Origin of the sequence: Roseovarius lutimaris (assembly GCF_900115165.1) — a bacterium.
Classification (GTDB): domain Bacteria; phylum Pseudomonadota; class Alphaproteobacteria; order Rhodobacterales; family Rhodobacteraceae; genus Roseovarius; species Roseovarius lutimaris.
Genome location: NZ_FOVP01000005.1, coordinates 1 through 16,838, shown reverse-complemented (window position 1 = coordinate 16,838; position 16,838 = coordinate 1). Strand labels below are relative to the sequence as shown.

At 60.8% G+C, this 16,838-nt stretch carries 16 protein-coding genes and 1 tRNA gene; 13 read left to right on the top strand and 4 right to left on the bottom strand.

Features of this window, described 5'->3' with window-relative positions; genetic code table 11:
• Positions 1–74: 74 nt before the first annotated feature.
• From BMZ91_RS05415 to BMZ91_RS05405, 3 genes are all read left to right on the top strand, one after another.
• Positions 75–1,385, top strand: a complete 1,311-nt coding sequence (locus BMZ91_RS05415; RefSeq protein WP_245736213.1) for a peptidoglycan-binding domain-containing protein — start codon at positions 75–77, stop codon at positions 1,383–1,385.
• Positions 1,386–1,485: 100 nt separating this feature from the next.
• A tRNA-Leu gene (locus BMZ91_RS05410) sits at positions 1,486–1,571 on the top strand.
• 224 nt (positions 1,572–1,795) lie between these two features.
• Complete coding sequence (locus BMZ91_RS05405) at positions 1,796–2,212, top strand: hypothetical protein (protein WP_092835568.1); 417 nt, start codon at positions 1,796–1,798, stop codon at positions 2,210–2,212.
• A gap of 27 nt (positions 2,213–2,239) precedes the next feature.
• Here the strand turns inward: BMZ91_RS05405 and BMZ91_RS05400 are convergent, their stop codons facing one another.
• Complete coding sequence (locus BMZ91_RS05400; protein ID WP_092835566.1) at positions 2,240–3,856, bottom strand: GMC family oxidoreductase; 1,617 nt, start codon at positions 3,854–3,856, stop codon at positions 2,240–2,242.
• Positions 3,857–3,967: 111 nt separating this feature from the next.
• Between BMZ91_RS05400 and BMZ91_RS05395 the strand changes: the two genes are divergently transcribed.
• From BMZ91_RS05395 to BMZ91_RS05380, 4 genes are all read left to right on the top strand, one after another.
• Positions 3,968–5,200 carry a TRAP transporter substrate-binding protein gene (locus BMZ91_RS05395; RefSeq protein ID WP_092835564.1) on the top strand — a complete coding sequence of 411 codons (1,233 nt, stop codon included), beginning with the start codon at positions 3,968–3,970 and terminating at the stop codon, positions 5,198–5,200.
• A 97-nt stretch (positions 5,201–5,297) separates the two neighbouring features.
• Entirely contained in the window at positions 5,298–5,969 is a 672-nt protein-coding gene (locus BMZ91_RS05390; RefSeq protein WP_092835562.1) for a TRAP transporter small permease, read from the top strand.
• The gene (locus BMZ91_RS05385) at positions 5,966–7,324 is read left to right on the top strand and encodes a TRAP transporter large permease (protein ID WP_092835560.1); all 1,359 of its coding nucleotides are present in this window, start codon (positions 5,966–5,968) and stop codon (positions 7,322–7,324) included. Before BMZ91_RS05390 ends, BMZ91_RS05385 begins: the two co-directional genes overlap by 4 nt.
• Positions 7,325–7,337: 13 nt before the next feature.
• On the top strand, positions 7,338–8,102 hold the full coding sequence (locus BMZ91_RS05380; protein WP_092835558.1) for an IclR family transcriptional regulator: 765 nt from the start codon (positions 7,338–7,340) through the stop codon (positions 8,100–8,102).
• Here BMZ91_RS05380 and BMZ91_RS05375 read toward each other — a convergent pair.
• Entirely contained in the window at positions 8,099–8,995 is an 897-nt protein-coding gene (locus BMZ91_RS05375) for a LysR family transcriptional regulator (RefSeq protein WP_092835886.1), read from the bottom strand. The two genes, BMZ91_RS05380 and BMZ91_RS05375, sit on opposite strands and share 4 nt — an antisense overlap.
• A gap of 181 nt (positions 8,996–9,176) precedes the next feature.
• On the opposite strand from BMZ91_RS05375, the gene BMZ91_RS05370 reads away from it, so the two are divergent.
• The 4 genes from BMZ91_RS05370 (at position 9,177) to BMZ91_RS05355 (ending at position 12,824) form a co-directional block, all read left to right on the top strand.
• The gene (locus BMZ91_RS05370) at positions 9,177–10,169 is read left to right on the top strand and encodes a type 2 periplasmic-binding domain-containing protein (protein ID WP_092835556.1); all 993 of its coding nucleotides are present in this window, start codon (positions 9,177–9,179) and stop codon (positions 10,167–10,169) included.
• Positions 10,170–10,238: 69 nt separating this feature from the next.
• Positions 10,239–10,748, top strand: a complete 510-nt coding sequence (locus tag BMZ91_RS05365) for a TRAP transporter small permease (RefSeq protein WP_092835554.1) — start codon at positions 10,239–10,241, stop codon at positions 10,746–10,748.
• Position 10,749: 1 nt separating this feature from the next.
• A complete protein-coding gene (locus tag BMZ91_RS05360) occupies positions 10,750–12,051 on the top strand; it encodes a TRAP transporter large permease (RefSeq protein ID WP_092835552.1) in 1,302 nt (433 codons plus the stop codon).
• Complete coding sequence (locus tag BMZ91_RS05355) at positions 12,027–12,824, top strand: alpha/beta fold hydrolase (protein ID WP_092835550.1); 798 nt, start codon at positions 12,027–12,029, stop codon at positions 12,822–12,824. The genes BMZ91_RS05360 and BMZ91_RS05355 overlap by 25 nt, the downstream gene beginning before the upstream one ends.
• Positions 12,825–12,831: 7 nt before the next feature.
• On the opposite strand, the gene BMZ91_RS05350 is transcribed toward BMZ91_RS05355, so the two are convergent.
• Entirely contained in the window at positions 12,832–13,611 is a 780-nt protein-coding gene (locus BMZ91_RS05350; protein WP_092835884.1) for an IclR family transcriptional regulator, read from the bottom strand.
• A 98-nt stretch (positions 13,612–13,709) separates the two neighbouring features.
• On the opposite strand from BMZ91_RS05350, the gene BMZ91_RS05345 reads away from it, so the two are divergent.
• On the top strand, positions 13,710–15,839 hold the full coding sequence (locus BMZ91_RS05345) for a malate synthase G (protein WP_092835548.1): 2,130 nt from the start codon (positions 13,710–13,712) through the stop codon (positions 15,837–15,839).
• Between the two features lie 13 nt (positions 15,840–15,852).
• On the top strand, positions 15,853–16,278 hold the full coding sequence (locus BMZ91_RS05340) for a GlcG/HbpS family heme-binding protein (RefSeq protein WP_092835882.1): 426 nt from the start codon (positions 15,853–15,855) through the stop codon (positions 16,276–16,278).
• 284 nt (positions 16,279–16,562) lie between these two features.
• Here BMZ91_RS05340 and BMZ91_RS05335 read toward each other — a convergent pair.
• The coding region (locus BMZ91_RS05335; protein WP_143076303.1) for a DDE-type integrase/transposase/recombinase at positions 16,563–16,838 on the bottom strand (276 nt) is incomplete at its 5' end.

The following is a 16,838-nucleotide window of genomic DNA, read 5'->3' as shown; positions in this document are numbered from 1 at the left end:
AATGTGCTATAATTGAGAAAACGTGTGCTGCACCTGATTAGGGGAGATGAAAGATGTTTACAAAGCGATTTGTCATGAGCGCGGTTGCGGCCAGCATGGTTGCGATGCCCGGAACGCGCGCGGCGGCGGATTTTGCCGATGGTCTGGTCGGCGGTCTTGTCGGCGGGGCGGTGAGCGGGATCATTGTAAACGAGAGCGCCAAGGCGCGCGAGAACAAGCGGGCAACCACAAGGGCAAGGACGCCGCGCAAAACCTATCGCGCTCCGGTCAATTCCGTGGCGCGCCAGCAAGTGCGTGAAGAACAGACATCGCTCAATTATTTCGGCTTTCCGGCGGGCACCCCGGATGGCGTGCGCGGGCGCAACACGCGCAACGCGGTCTCGCAATTTCAGGCGCATATGGGCTATCCGGCCACCGGCTATCTCGCCGATTACGAGCGACAGTTCCTGATCAGCTCTTATTACCGCGCTCAAAGCAGTGGCGCCGCCACCTCACAGTTGATCGCGCAACGCGGTCTGGGCACGCGTGGGCTGTTGCATGCCTATCGTGACGAGGCGGTCGGCGTACCACAGACCTATGCGGCGGCCCCGGCGCCTGTCCCGGCGGCGCAGGCGCCTGTGATGGCTGCGATTCCGCAAGAGGCGCAGGTGCCAGAACCCGAGGTCGGGCTGGCGGCGCTGCCCAATCTGATGGCTTCGGGCGGGGATGGCCCGTCGCTGGCCTCGCATTGCAATCAAGTCAGTTTGCTGACCAATTCGAATGGCGGGTTCGTAACGGCGGCCTCACTGAGCGATGCGCGCTTTGCGTTGAACGAACAGTTTTGCCTGGCCCGGACCTATGCGATTGCCGAGGGCGAGACCATGGCGGCGAGCCTCAAAGGCGTGTCGCCCGCGCAACTTGAGGATCAATGCCGTGCCTTTGGGCCGGCGATGCGCGATCATGTGGCGGCCTTGTCGCTCAGCCCCAAGGATGAGGTCGTGCGCGAGGTGCGCGGATTCGTTCTGCAATCCGGGCAGTCGCCCGCGCAGCTTTCGGGAACAGCCAAGATTTGCCTGTCGGTGGGATACCGGATCGACAACATGAATGTGGCGCTCGGCTCGGCTCTGTTGCTGACGGCGCTTGGCGAAGAGGCTTACGCCGAATTGATGGGCCACCATCTGAGCGAAGGCTTTGGCACGACGCGCCGTCCTGATCTGGCCCTGGCGTGGTATCAGGGGGCGGTCGAGGCCGTGGAACGTGGTGCAGAGCCAGTATTCGCCCCCGGAGACGCAGGCCGGACGGCCCTTATTCGCAAGGCGGCCTTCCCGGCCGATGGGGCAAATGCCACAGGCGGTGCGTCGGAGGTTCAACCGGCATCGACACTGCCGACCTTTACCTTGGAATGAGGCAAATACCCCTGGCGTGAAAAACCGGAGGGGCAATGCATTTTGCCCCTTCACAAGCCCCAACCGTTTGACTATACGGCGCGAAACTACCTGATCACGTGCGGTCGTGGCGGAATGGTAGACGCGCAGCGTTGAGGTCGCTGTGGGGTAACACCCGTGAGAGTTCGAGTCTCTCCGACCGCACCATTTCAGTTGGCCTATCGCCTCTGGCCGAGTCGATCTGAGAGTGATCCACTCAATATTTTCCATAGTTTCAAGGCCTTGCGGCACCATGACTCTGACGGTGTTTCCAGATAGTGAGCCAAATGCTTTTGCACCAGTGGATTGATCCACCGCAAGGCGTTGATGCGGCCGTGATGCAAAGGTCAGACGCGACGTAAGAGCGCGCGTTCAAACACTGGTGACCTGGCATGGCCTACCCGCACACCGACCTTTTGCAAAACCTGTTCAAAGAGGCCGAGAGTTTTGCGCGCCAGACCGTCCTGCTCAAGTCGAACCCGGAAAATCCGTCGTATCAAAAGTTCTATGGCGAGGGGATCGACAAATTCGACAAGGCGATGACGGCCTATTTCGGGACATTTGCCACCACCGCGCCGGTCGAGAAAACAACGCTTGTTTTGAATACCGAGCAAGAGTGCCGCCGGGCGATGACCAAGGGGCGGTTCATTCCCAAGGATGTCGCGATTCTACTGCCGATCATGGAAAAGCTGGTCGAAACCTGCATTTTCAGCGTCGGGCACAAAGAAGAGCCGCATGACGTCTGGGGCCAGCTTTCGCGCAGCTGTCGGGCCACGACGGCCGAAATCAAACGCCAGATTACCGGCTGATGCGCGCCCGGTGGGGCAGGGCGATGATCAGGCGCTCACCGCGCTGTGCCGGTGGTCCTCCAGCACCATCTGAGAAAGCTTTTCGCCAATCATGATCGCGGGGGCGTTGGTGTTGCCCGACACGATTTCCGGCATGATCGAGCAATCGGCCACCCGCAATCCGCTGACTCCATGCACGCGCAACTGCTCGTCGACCACCGCATCAGGCCCCTGACCCATCTTGCAGGTGCCGGTCGGGTGATAGATCGTCGTCGAGAAGTTGCGCGCCCAGTCAAGCGTGCCTGCGTCGTCGTCGATATCAAGGCTGGCATCGGGGCGGAATTCGGACGAGATCATCCCCGTCAGCGGCGCATGCTTGGCGATCCGGCGGGCGATCTTGATGCCCTCGACCACGGTGTGGCAATCGGTTTCGGTCGCAAGGTAATTGGGGTGGATCTTGGGGTAGGTCTTTGGGTCAGACGAGGCAAGGCGGATCTGGCCACGGCTTTCGGGGCGCAACTGACAGACCGACGTGGTGAAGGCCGAAAACGGATGCACGCCCTCGCCGGGGCTGTCGGCGGACCAGGGTTGAACGTGGAACTGAATGTCGGGCGTGTCCACATGATCGCCGGTGCGCAAAAAGCCGGTGGCAAGGCTGGCAGCCATCGCCATTGGCCCCGTGCGCGACACCGCATATTTCAGCGCCATTCGCGCCTTGTTGAGCAGGCTGCGCACCTCGTCATTCAGGGTCGTCTCGTTGCATTTGAACACAAGGCGCGCCTGCAAATGGTCCTGAAGGTTCTGACCCACACCGGGAAGATCGCGGCGCACAGTGATTCCATGCTCGGCAAGGTGATCGGCAGGCCCAAGCCCCGACACCATCAGGATTTGCGGCGAATTGATCGCGCCGGCCGACAGGATCACCTCGCGGCTTGCGGTGATCTTGTGCTCGGCCCCGGCGCGATCGTTGTAGACAAGGCCGGTCACGCGGCTGCCTTCAAAGCTCAGCGTCTTGACCTGCGCATGGGTCAGGATGGTCAGGTTCTTGCGCGTGCGCGCCGGGTTCAGAAACGCCACCGCCGAGGAACAACGAAACCCCTTGCGGGTGGTGAGTTGAAAATATCCCACGCCCTCTTGGCTGGCGCCGTTGTAATCGGGGTTGAACGGATAGCCGGCCGCCTCTGCCGCCTTGACCCAGGCATCACAGATCGGGCGGCTGAGGCGCATGTTTGACACCGACAGGTTGCCGCCGGTGCCGTGAAACTCATCCGCGCCGCGTTCCTGATCCTCGGAGCGCTTGAACAGCGGCAATACCTCATCCCAGCCCCAGCCGCGATTGCCCATCTGTCGCCAGCGGTCATAATCTTGCGGCTGGCCACGCACATAAAGCAGCCCGTTCAGCGAGGACGATCCGCCAAGCACCTTGCCGCGCGGCCACTCAAGGCGGCGCCCGTTCAGGCCGGGGTCGGGCTCGGTCTCATAGCACCAGTCAAGTTTCGGGTCATGCATGGTCTTGAAATAACCGACCGGGATGTGAATCCACGGGTTGAGATCGCGCCCGCCCGCCTCGATCAGAATGACCCGTGTTTTCGGGTCGGCACTTAGTCTGTTGGCGATGACACAGCCCGACGATCCGGCCCCGACGACGATATAATCCGCTTGCAAAATACGCCCCTCCTGAAGGTTGTTGAAAAAAAGTCTATGCAGGTTGCAGGAAATATACTAGCCTTTTTTGATACTGAGAGTCTCAAAAATGGAATTCAGGGAGGAATGACAATGGGAATCAATCACAAAATGGGCCAGATTTCGCGACGGGATCTGTTCCGTCTTGCGGGGCGTTATGGCATGAGTTCGACCTTGCTTGCCGCCGGCGGCTTTGGTGGCGCGATGAGCCTTGCCAATCTGGCGAGCGCAGCCGAGTCGACCTACGAGCGGCGCTTTTCCAAGCCGGCCAAGCATACGCTGAAATTTGGCGCATCCGGCTTTAACGCCCGCAACCTGCTGATCGAGCGGGCCGGGGCATTGGAATTCGCCCGCGATCTGGAAGCGCGCACCGATGGAGAGATCCGCATCGAATTCATCGGCGACAACCAGATTTGTGGTCAGCTGTCCTGCGTTGAGAAAACCCAGCAGGGGATTGTCGACATCTATGCGGCCTCGACCCAGAACTCGGCCGGTGGTGCGCCTTATCTCAACGTGCTCGACTATGCCTTCATGTTCCCCGGTCGCGCCTCGCAATATCATTTCCTCTATCACCCCAAGAGCCAGGAAATCCTGCGTGATCCGCTTGAAAAGCGCCACGGTCTGAAATTCCTCTTCAGCCACTGCGAGTTGCGCGGCATTCAGCTTGGTCTGAGCTGGGAAGACAAGCCGACCGTGACCAAGCTTGAACAGCTGTTTGGCACCAAGAACCGCGTGACGGGCACACAGCTTGGCCGCATCGCGATGCAGGCGCTCAACCTCAACCCGGTGCCGGTCGCCTGGGAAGAAACCCTTGACGGTCTCAAGCAGGGCCTGATTGATGGCGCCGAAACATGGGCCTCGGCCGTGGCCTATGCCAATATGTCGCCAGTGGTAAGCCAATGCGTCGATCTCAAGTTCTTCTGCGGCACCGAGCATACCTCGATGAATGCCTCGGTGTTTGACGGGCTTGAAGGCTATCTTCAGGATGCGGTGATGGAATCGTCCTATTGGGCGCAAACCCATGTGCAGGCGGCGAACGAGGCGGCACTGGTGAAAACCGTCGGCTTTAGCGATCCGCAACTGCCCGGCACGATCTTTGCGCAGAACAACGTGCGCAACGCCTTCCTCGCCGATGATCAGATCAAGATGGCCGAGGAAATGTGCAGCCCCGAGTTTCAGCCGCAACTCTGGACCGAATGGCGCGACCGCCTCAACAAATGGTCGGGCGGTCTTGATACCTATCAGGAAATCTATGACGTGGCGCGCGAAGTGCCCGCCGACATGCTGCCCGAGAATGTCGAGCCGCGCCGCTGGTGGAAAGGCTAGGATTTCGCCGAAAGCTTTTGCAATCAGGGTCGGTGCGGCACGCTGCACCGGCCCACACCCGCGGCCATCAGACCCATAGCGAAAAGGAACCTAGCGGATGTCCATTCTGTCCGAAGCCTGGGCCATCATTCCGGCCTTTGCCAGCAACGATTCTTGGGAAATCAATCAGGCCCTGCGCACACCCGGGGCCTGGGTTTTCGGCGGTATCCTGTTGTTGCTGGGATCAATGCTTGTGCTCTGGATTTACAAGCTTGTGCCGCTTCTGGACAAGCATCTGGAACGCACGATCATGGTCTACAGCTATCTGCTGATCGCCGCGATCATCTTTGTCGAAGTGTTCCGGCGCTTCGCCATGAACCAGCAGGTGCCCTGGTCAACCACGGTGCCGCCGCTCTTGTTCATGATTATGGCCTGGTATGGCTGTGCCTATAACGTGCGTCTGCGCACCCATCTCAGCTTTGCCGAGTTTCGCACGATGATGCCGCGCCTGGGGCAGATGACCTGTCTCGTGCTTGATTCGATGCTTTGGTACGGGTTCTGCGTGATTGTGTTTACCGCCACGATGCGGGTCACGGCGCTTTCTGCCACCAATTTCCAGATCGTGAGCGGCACCGACAATGTCATGCTGTGGTGGTTCCTGGTGACCATCCCGGTGGCTTTCGTGCTGATGAGCGCGCGGGTGCTGGAAAACCTGCTGGAAGATATCGCCAAATACAAATCAGGTGAGCCGCTGATCAAGCAGGCCATCATCGGGGAGGAACCGGCATGACCGACGGTACTTGGGTCACCTTGATCTCGGTCGGGGTCACGTTCTTTTTCATGATGGGCGTGCCGGTGTTTCTGGTGATTGCCTATTGGGTGATCGGCTGTTCCTTTGTTCTGGGGCTGACGCTTGATAATATGGGGGCCGAACTGCTGAACGTGTTCAGCAAGGGGTTCGCCCTTCTGGCGATGCCGCTGTTCATTCTGACCGGCGATCTGATCAATAAATCGGGCATTGCGCGCCGGTTGTCGGATTTTGCCTATGCCTGTCTTGGCTGGCTGCGCGGCGGTCTGGCGATGGCGGCACTTGGGGCTTGCGGGCTTTTCGCGGCGATTTCGGGCTCAAACAGCGCCACGACGGCGACGATCGGCTCGATGCTGCACCCTGAAATGGTCAAGGGCGGTTATGACGAACGCTTTTCCGCGGCCACGGCGGCGGCGGGGGGCACGGTGGGCATCATCATCCCGCCGTCGATCATTTTCATCGTCTATGGCTTTCTGATGAACCTGCCGATTTCCGAGCTTTTCGTAGCCGGCATCCTGCCCGGCGCGATGATGGTGATCGGCATGCAGTTCGCCTGTTGGGTGATCTGCCGGATCAACGGCTGGGGTCATCTTATCCCGCTGCAACTCAACCGCGTTCTCAAGACCGCCTTTGGCGCGTGGCTTGGCTTTTTCGCCATCGGTCTGGTGCTCTGGGGGATTTACACGGGCAAGTTTTCACCCACCGAGGCGGCCGGTGTGACCGTGGGCTTTTGCGTCATTGCGGGGCTGGTCAGCTATCCGCTCAACAAGTTGATGCGCGGTCAGCGCGATTTGCCCGCGACCGAGCGGTCCTATGCCGGGATGCTGGTGGTTGACGGGTTCCGCCTGCGCGAAATCCCGTCGATTGTCGTGCGCTCGGCGCAGATCTCGGGTATCCTTGCGCCGCTGATCGCGATCTCCGTGGTGATGCAGCAGATCCTGTCGCTGCTTGGCGCACAGGCGGTGATCGGCGATTTCGTGACCTCGATGGGCGGCTATCACGCGGTGCTGTTCACCTCGATGGTGATCGTGTTCTTTTCCGGCATGGTGCTTGAAAGCCTTCCCGTCACCATCATCCTTGCGCCCATTCTGGCGCCGATTGCGGCCTCTGTCGGGATTGATCCGATCCACTTTTCGGTGATCTTCCTTGTGGGCGCCTCGATCGGGTTCATCACCCCGCCGTATGGGCTGAATCTTTATGTAGCATCCGGGGTGACCGGCGTTCCCTATTTCAGGTTGCTGCGTTATACGGTGCCCTATCTTATGGTATTGATAGCCGTGTGGATTCTGGTAGCCTTGGTGCCGTTCTTCTCGACCGTGCTATTGCCACAACATTGATGAAAGGCCGGGTATGGACGAGGACAAGCACGACACCATCCCGACGAACCTGAGACTGTTGATGGTGATCGAAGAGATGGCGCGCGTCGGCGTTCCGGTGACCCCAACCGAGGTAAATGCAAAGCTTGGCCTGCCCAAGCCGACCATTCACCGGCTGTTCCTGACGCTTGAGGACGAAGGCTTTGTGCAGCGCGATCTTGACGGGCGAAGCTATTCGCCGGGGCCGCGCCTGCGCACCATGGCGGGGGGTATCCTGTCCTCTCTCAGGATCAGGACCGCCCGTCAGGCGATCCTGCAAAAGCTGAGCCGCGAGGTGGGCGAGACCTGCAATATCGCCCTGCCGGATCGCGATGCGATGATCTATGTCGAGCGGGTCGAAACCGAATGGCCCCTGCGCATCCAGCTTCCGGTTGGCACGCGGGTGCCGTTCTATTGCACCGCCAGCGGCAAAATGTACCTTAGCTCTTTGGCGCCCTCGCACCTTAAACGCTATCTTGCGGCGACCGATCTTGTCGCCAGAACGCCCAATACCATCACCGATATCGACCGGCTTCTGGCCGAGATACACACGATCAGGGAGCAGGGCTATTCGCTTGATCGCGAGGAATTCATGACCGATATGATCGCGCTTGCGGTGCCGCTTTTGGAGACCAACGACCGGTTGATTGCGACGCTGGCGTTTCACGCCCCGACCCAACGGTTCGATGTCGCGCGCGCGCTTGAATATCGCGGCGCGATGCATGCCACGGCGAAAGAGCTTTCGGCGCTGATCATCTAGGCGATCTCGGGAAAACTTTCCCAGATCATGCGCCCGGTTTCATCAAGCTTTTCGGGCGAGCAAAACAGCGAAATCGTCATCCGTGCCTGCCAGTCGCGCCCGCCGACACGCACCAGTTGACCGCTGGCCAGGTCCTGCGTGACCGAGCTTTCGGGAAGCCACGCAACGCCGCTTCCACCCAGAGTGCGCCGCTTGAGCGCCTCGGCCAACGCATCCATGTAACGCAGCGAGAGCGAGGTCGCGCGATTGCCGATGATCTGATCGACGACCGTGCCAAGAAACGTGTTGGGATCATACGACAGATATGGAATATCCTGCCCGGCCTTGCCCGGCAGATACCAGCCCCTGCGCGCGGCGACCCCGGCCTCGGCCACCGGCAATAGTATCTCGCGCCCGATATCCTTGCGCACAAATTGCGTCTCATCCAGAATTGGCGCCACATCCTGATGGCGGTAATACATCAGAAATTCGCAAGACCCCTCGGCCAGCAATTGGCAACAGGTTGTAAGGCTGTCGGAAATCACCCGCGTGCGCAACTCGGGATGCGCCGCCTCAAGCGCCCCCAGACGCGGCGAGAGAAAATTGACCGAAATCGCATGCAGCACGGCAAAACGCTGAAACCGGGCATCGGAGCTGGCGGCCTGACGGATCGCCTGACGCGCCTCGGTGAGCTGTGCGATGGTATCCTGGGCAATCGGCAAAAACGCCGCCCCGCCCGATGACAGGCGCACCGGATAGGTCGCGCGGTCAATAAGCGGCTCACCAAGCCAGTTTTCAAGCGACTTGATGCGACGGCTAAAGGCCGATTGGGTGATGTTTCTCTCTTCCGCCGCGCGGGTAAAGTTGAGCGTGCGCCCAAGGCAGACAAAGTCTCGCAACCAGTTGATATCCATCGCCCTAATCCCCGCGTTTATCGCGATCAGAATGCGGCGGTTTCGGGCGTCATGCAAGATCGGAATAGTTTTAGACCATGTTTGAATTGGCATTTTGACGCCGTTCTTGCCTAGGCTTGAGACATCAAAATATGGCCGATCAACGGTCAAAGCCCATTCTTCAATCCAACAGGAGAGACACATGACCCTTCAAAGCAAAGCGCTGGCCCCGATGATTGCCGCCGCTCTCGCAACCACCGCCATGCCCGCCACCGCCGAAACCGTGATCCGCCTGTCGACCTATGTGAACGAGGCCGATATCCGCTATGACGGCTTTGTGCATTTCGCCGATCTGGTCAGCGAAAAGACCGGCGGCAGCGTCAAGGTTGAAATCTTTCCCTCGGCCACGCTGCATGGCTGGTCCGAAGGGGTTGACGCGGTACAGGGCGGCGTCTCTGACATGAGCTGGATTCCTGCGGATGAGCGTTTGCCCTGCTACCGGGTGACCTCGCTTTACCCCGCCGCGATTGATCTGGAAAACCAGGTCGAGCTTGACGCGGGCTATGCCGCGCTGGTCAAGGACGAGGCCGCCAAGGTCAATCTGGTGCCGGTCTTCAACTCGAACTATTCCTACGATCAGGAATGGTGGTTCGAGGACGGCATCGACGATCTGGGCAAGCTTGATGGCAAGCTCGTGCGCTCGATCGGGCCGCTGGTCAGCCTGATGATCGAAACCTGGGGCGGTCAGCCAGTTTTCGTGGCCCCCAAAGAGGTGTTCCAATCCGCCGAGCGCGGCGTGGTGGACGGCATCAACATGGGTGTTGCCACCTATTCAAGCTGGAAGCTCTGGGATGTGATGCCCTATATGGTCAACGCCAACCTGTTTTACGGCAATATCCAGTACATGATGAATCTGGACAAGTTCAACAGCATGAGTGCCGATGAACAGGCTGCCGTCATGGCCGCTGCAAGCGAGACCGAAACCTGGCTCAAGCCGCGCTATGAGGACTGGGTTGATCAGCGGGTCGGCAATGCGGTGATGAAGGGGGGCGGTGCTGCCGTCTCCATTCCGCAGGAGCAGCGCATGGCCCTGATCGACAGTGTGCAGGGCACCTGGGACAAAGAAGTCGATACGGCCTGTGGTGGCGATCTTGCGGGTGATATCCGCGCGCTGTTTGCCGCGCACGCGCCTTAAGGCGCGCCAAATCGACCCGCCCCGCGCAAGGCCGGGGCGGGTCTGTTCCGCATAATCGGAGGCAGTCACATGTCCCTCTCTCGTATGATCGCGCTGTTTGAGCGCGTGGTGATCTTCATGGCCGCACTGGGGGGCGCGATTGTCCTGATCCAGATGGTCTGGATCAGTTACGGCGTCTTTACCCGCTATGCCCTGAACGCCCCCGACCGGATGGTCACCGAGGCGACCGCGCTCCTGCTGTTTCCGGTGGCCTTTGCCGGGCTCGCCTATGCCCTGCGCGAGGATGCCTATCCGCGTGTCACCATGCTGACCGACCGGTTCGGGCTGCGAGCGCGCAAGGGGTTTGCCTTGCTGAACATGGGGCTGATGCTGGCGGTGGGGCTGTTTTTCTCGCTGGCGGCGATCAAGGCCACCACCGGGGCGTTCAAATCCGGGGCCTCATCCGAGATCCTGCTCTGGCCGCGCTATGCGTTCTGGGCGCCGGGGGCGGCGGCGCTTGTCCTGTTTTCAATCTACGCGGCATTGCGGTTTGCGCGTCTGGTGGTGACACCGGCCAGCGACCTGAAATCGGAGGTCTGAGATGGAATGGTATGAGGTTGGTCTTGGCCTTTTGGGTCTGTTGATGGTGCTGATCGCCATCGGATTGCCGATCCCCTTTGCTCTGGCGGCGGCGTCCCTGCCGTTTCTCTGGCAAATCCAGAGCTTTCAGACATCGCTGGTTTCGTCGCAACTCAAACTCTGGGGGGTTTGGATCGACTATATCCTTCTGGCGGTGCCGCTGTTCGTCTTTCTTGGCGAGTTGATCGGCAAATCGCGGATCGGCCCCAATCTTTACCAGTTCCTGCATCAGGGCGTGCGCATTCGCGGCTCTGCGGCCTATGGATCAATCGGGGCCTGCGCCGGGTTTGGCGCGGTTTGCGGCTCGTCGATGGTCGGCGCGCTGACGATCGGCGGCGTGGCCCTGCCGGAAATGCTTCGGCTTGGCTATGGCAAGCGCCTTTCGGCCGGGGTTCTGGCGGCGGGGGGCACGCTTTCGGTGTTGATCCCACCTAGCCTGATCCTTTTGTTTTACGGCATTGTCACCGATCAGAGCATCGGCGATCTGTTCATCGCCGGCGTCATTCCGGGGCTGGTTCTGGTCTCCGCCTTTGTGGGTGTGGTGCTGGTCTGGGGCATCCTGCGCCCGCAGGACATCCCCGATAGCGAAGACGCGATGCGCATGCCGCTGATGCAGATTCTGGCGACCGTTGGGCCGATCCTGTTGATCGGTCTGGTGATCACCGTCGCGATCTATGCCGGCATCGCCACCCCGACCGAGGCCGCCGCCGTGGCCGCGCTTTTGACCGTCGCCCTTGCCTTCGGGGTCGGGGGCCTCACCTGGCAGGGCTTCAAGGAGGCGCTTTTCGCGACCATGCGCACCATGGGCTATCTTGGCCTCTTGTTGTCGGCGGGAGTGCTGTTCGGCTTTGTTTTGACCTATTACCGGGTGCCGCAGCAATTCACCGACTTGTTCCTGAGCTTTGATCTCTCGCCCTATGTGGTGCTGATGATCGTGCTGGCGTTTTACATCGTGCTTGGCATGTTCCTAGAGCCGGTCTCGATGACCTTCATTACCCTGCCGACGATATATCCGCTGATGTCGGCGGCGGGGTTCGATCTGATCTGGTTCGGGGTGGTCTATACCATCACCATGGAGATCGCGGTGCTGACGCCGCCTGTGGGGCTGAACCTTTATGTCATTCAGGGCATCGGGCGCGGGCAGGTCACTATCGGCGATGTCATCATGGGCTGTCTGCCCTTCATCGGCGCGCTTGTGGCGTTGATCGCCCTTCTTATCCTCTGGCCGGAGACCGCCCTATGGCTGCCCGATCAGATGCGCTAGGCGCCGTACCGGTCGCCGTGCCGCAGAGCTATCGGCGCGCCGGGTCAGGGCCGCCGCTGGTGCTGGTGCATGGCTATCTTGGCGGCGCCGATCAATGGCAGGACATGATCGCGCATTTCGCGCCGGGCTTTGACGTGATCGCGCCCGATCTGCCCGGCTGTGGCGGCAATGCGGGCCTTCAGGGCCCGGATCGGATTGGCGATTTCGCCCGCGCTGTTCTGGCGCTTCTGGATGATCTCGACGTGACCGAGTTTACCCTGCTCGGGCATTCGATGGGCGGTATGATTGCCCAGGAAATGGCGCGGCTTGCGCCGACCCGAGTCACCCGGCTCGTGCTATATGGCACCGGGCCGCTTGGCATGATGCCGGACCGGTTCGAGCCGCTTGAAACCTCGCGTGAGCGTCTGCGCGCGGATGGTGTGGCCGACACCATTGCCCGGATCGGCGCCACATGGTTTCGGCGTGGTGCGGCAGGGCAGGGTTATGGTCTTGTCGCCGCGCTTGGCCGTCAGGCGAGTGTCGCCACGGCGCTCGCGGCGCTGGACGCGATGGCGCATTGGGACGGGCGCGCGGCATTGGCCGGGCTTGCCATGCCCGCCCTCGTGATCTGGGGCGATGGCGACCGCTCCTATCGCTGGCCACAGGTGCAGGCCCTCTGGGAGGGCCTGCCGGATGCGCGCCTGGCGGTGGTGCCGGGCACGGCCCATGCGGCGCATCTGGAAAAGCCTGCGCTGTTCAACATGATCCTCGCGGATTTTCTCGGCCCTGATTAGGCCCTGCTTAACCCGGCGGCGCACCGCCAAGCTTTTGCGTAAGCTCGCGCGCGGCCTCGGCTACCTGTTTTCCGATGGCGTCAAGGCGCGCATCCGGCAGCCGCGCCGCCAACCCCGAGACCGAAATCGCGCAGACCGCTTCGCCCTGCGCCGACCAGACCACCGCCGCCAGACAGCGCAACCCGGTCACATGTTCCTCGTCGTCAAGCGCATAGCCCCGGCTGCGGATACGTTTGATATCGACCATCGCCGTGGTCATGTCGCGATGCGAGCGTTTGGTCATCGGATGAAACCCGGTGCGCGCCACGAACGCCGCAATATCTGCATCCTCCCACGTGGCCAGAATCGCCTTGCCCATGCCCGAGCAAAACGTCGGCACCCGCCCGCCGGGGGGCGAAATGGCGCGCATGATCTCGCGGCTTTCCACCTGGCTTATGGTCACCAGTTCGTCCTGGTCGAGAATGCCGAGATTGGCCGTCTCGCGCGTCAGATCGCGCAACCGGCGCAGATAGGGCAGGGCAGGCGCCACGAAATTATGCCGCCGCCCAAAGGCCGCCCCCACCGCAAAGGCCTCGCGACCGACATGCCAGAGCGCGCGATCGGGTTCAAACTGGGCAAAATTCTGACGTTCGAGCGTGGTCAGCAAACGATGCGTGGTCGAAACCGCAAGCCCGGCCTGACGCGCGATGTCGCTCACGCGCAGGCCCTCGTCATTCAGGCTCAGGAGCTTGAGAAGCCTGAGCGCGCGCACGACGGATTGAACGCCTTCTGTCTTTGGGGTAGTCACTTCGGTATACCTTTCCATACAATGGAAAACATTTTTCCTTTTCTTACAAGTTCCGCGATCCCGCGTTACCCCCCGAGCCAAATAAAAGGAGACCGGATATGACCACATATGTTGAGCGCCACGGCCTGTCAGTTGCCGAACCACTTGCCGCGCTGATCGAGAACGACATCCTGCTCGATGTCACCGCCGATCAATTCTGGTCAGGTTATGCCGCAATGCTGCGCGAGCTGGGGCCTGTCAATGCCGCACTGCTTCAAAAGCGCCAGGATTTGCAGGCAAAGATCGACGCCTGGCACATCGAGCGGCGCGGTCAGCAGCTTGACGGCGCGGCCTATCGCGCCTTCCTGAGCGAGATCGGCTATCTCGTGCCGGAACCGGAACCGTTTTCGGTCGATACACAGAATGTCGATGCCGAGATCGCCACCGTCGCTGGGCCACAGCTTGTTGTGCCGGTGATGAACGCGCGCTTTGCGCTCAATGCCGCCAATGCCCGCTGGGGCAGCCTTTATGACTCGCTTTATGGCACCGATGCGATTGAGGGCAAGCCCGAGGGCAAGGGCTTTGACGCCGCGCGCGGCGCAAAGGTCATTGCCTGGGCACGCGCGCATCTTGATCGCGTCGCCCCGCTCGCGGCGGGATCATGGGCCGATGTCACCGCACTTGAGGTCGCGGATGGCGCGCTTGTCGTCACCACCAAGGGGGCTGTCACCGGTCTTGCCGATGCGAGCCAATTCGCGGGCTACAAAGAGAACGGTAATATCTTTTTGCGGGTGCATGACCTCTTGATCGAGATCATCATAGACCGCACATCGCCGATTGGCAAAGACGATGCCGCCGGCATTTCGGATCTTCGCCTCGAAAGTGCGATGACCGCGATTCAGGATTGCGAAGATTCGGTTGCCGCCGTGGATGCCGAGGACAAGTGCCTGGTCTATGCCAACTGGCTTGGCCTGATGCGCGGCGACCTGAGTGAAGAGGTCGAGAAGGGCGGCAAGGTGATCACCCGCCGTCTCAACCCTGATGTCGAATATCTTGACCCTACGGGCAGGCCGGTGACGCATCCGGGCCGCGCGCTTCTTCTGGTGCGCAATGTGGGGGATCTGATGACCACCGATGCGGTGCTTCTGGACGGTCAGGAAACCCCCGAAGTGATGCTGGATGCCGCCGTCACCGTGGCCGCCGCGATGCATGATCTGGCCCGGACCGGCGCGCGCAACTCGCGTGCGGGATCGGTCTATGTGGTCAAGCCCAAGATGCACGGCCCCGAAGAGGTTGCCTTTGCCAACACGCTTTATGGTAGCGTCGAAGATATTCTTGGCCTTGCGCGCAACACCGTCAAAATCGGGGTGATGGACGAAGAGCGTCGCACCTCGGCCAATCTTCTGGCCTGTATCAAGGCCGTGAAAAACCGCTGCGTGTTTATCAATACCGGCTTTCTGGATCGTACCGGTGACGAAATCCACACCTCGATGCAAGCCGGGCCGGTCATTCCCAAGGGCGAGATGCAAGGCGCCATCTGGCTGGCCGCCTATGAGGCGGGCAACGTCGATGCAGGCCTTGCCGCCGGCATGTCCGGCAAGGGTCAGGTTGGCAAGGGCATGTGGGCCAAGCCTGATGCCATGGCCGAGATGCTCAAGGTCAAGATTGCCCATCCGCTTGCCGGCGCCAATACCGCATGGGTGCCCTCGCCGACGGCGGCGACGCTGCATGCCACGCATTACCATCAGGTTGATGTAGCGGCGTTGCAGAGCGAATTGAAAGGGCGCGAAAGGGCATCGCGCGAGGATCTTCTGACCCCGCCATTGATGATCGGGCGCAACCTCTCTGGCGAGGAGATACAGCGTGAACTCGACAATTCCTGCCAGTCGATCCTTGGCTATGTGGTGCGTTGGGTCGATCAGGGGATCGGCTGTTCCAAGGTGCCCGACATCAACGATGTGGCCCTGATGGAAGACCGCGCAACCCTGCGGATTTCGGCGCAACATCTGGCCAACTGGCTTGTGCATGGCATTTGCACACCCGAAGAGGTGGACGCCTCGCTGCGCCGCATGGCCCCCAAGGTCGACAGCCAGAATGCGGGCGATGCGGCCTATGTGGCGATGGCGCCGGGCTTTGACGGGGTCGCGTTCAATGCCGCGCGCGATCTGATTTTCAAGGGCGTGGAACAGCCTTCGGGCTATACCGAACCGCTGTTGCATGCCGCGCGCCGTGCGGCCAAGGCCGCCTGAAGGAGAGACGGACATGATGACGATCAAAAGACTGGACCTTGAGGATGCGGGCGTTCTGCTTGCGGGCGCGCGCGCCCGTGCCGCAGAGATCGGCGTGCCGATGTGCATCGCGATCACCGACGAGGGCGGCAACCTTGTTGCCTTCGAGCGGATGGATGGTGGCAAGGTGACTTCGATCACCATCGCTATCGACAAGAGCTTTACCGCCTCGGGCGCCAAGAAAGCGACCCATGAATATGGCGAGGTCAGCCAGCCCGGCGCGCCGGTCTATGGTATCGCCTCGGCGATTGGCGGGCGCCTTATGGTGGTCGGCGGTGGCCTTCCGGTGATGGTTGACGGCGATGTCGTCGGCGGCATCGGCGTGAGTTCGGGCACACCTGCCCAGGATCGCGATGTTGCCCAGGCCGGGATTGATGCGTTTCTGGCGGCGCAAGCCTAGGCAAGACCGGGTTTGACCCAAGGATGAGATACGGCCCTGCCCGATATCCTGGCGGGGCCGTTTTGCGTCTAGCGGTTGGAGTTAGTGACCGTAAAGCGCCGACCAGATGCCGAACAGCCCGACGCAGACAAGGCTGAGCGCCGCTCTTCTCGACCGGCTCACGCATAATGGAACGGATCCCGCAAGGGCGACAAGGAAGCGATGGACCGCGAGATGTATAGCCGCGCTGACGGTGGTGTCAGACGAATTCGAACTCGTCTCAGCTAGGTCTGGGTGGCCGCCTTTTATGCCATGCAAAGACCGCGCCACTCGATAAGAGCAGCGGCTCGGTTTTGTTTGAAAATCTGTCGGCTGGAGAGGCTTCGTTCCGAATTGAAGTGGTTGAAAACTGAAGAATGAACGACGGCGAATTTTTGCAGACTTCGCAGACGCCGGAAGCGGGTCATGGCGCGTTCTCGTCGTCGGAACGGCTGATGCGAATTCTCGGCGCGATTGTTCAGCCAGCGTCCGGTCATCTGGCGGTCAGCATTGCCGATTTCCTTCATGGCGGCGCCATAGGA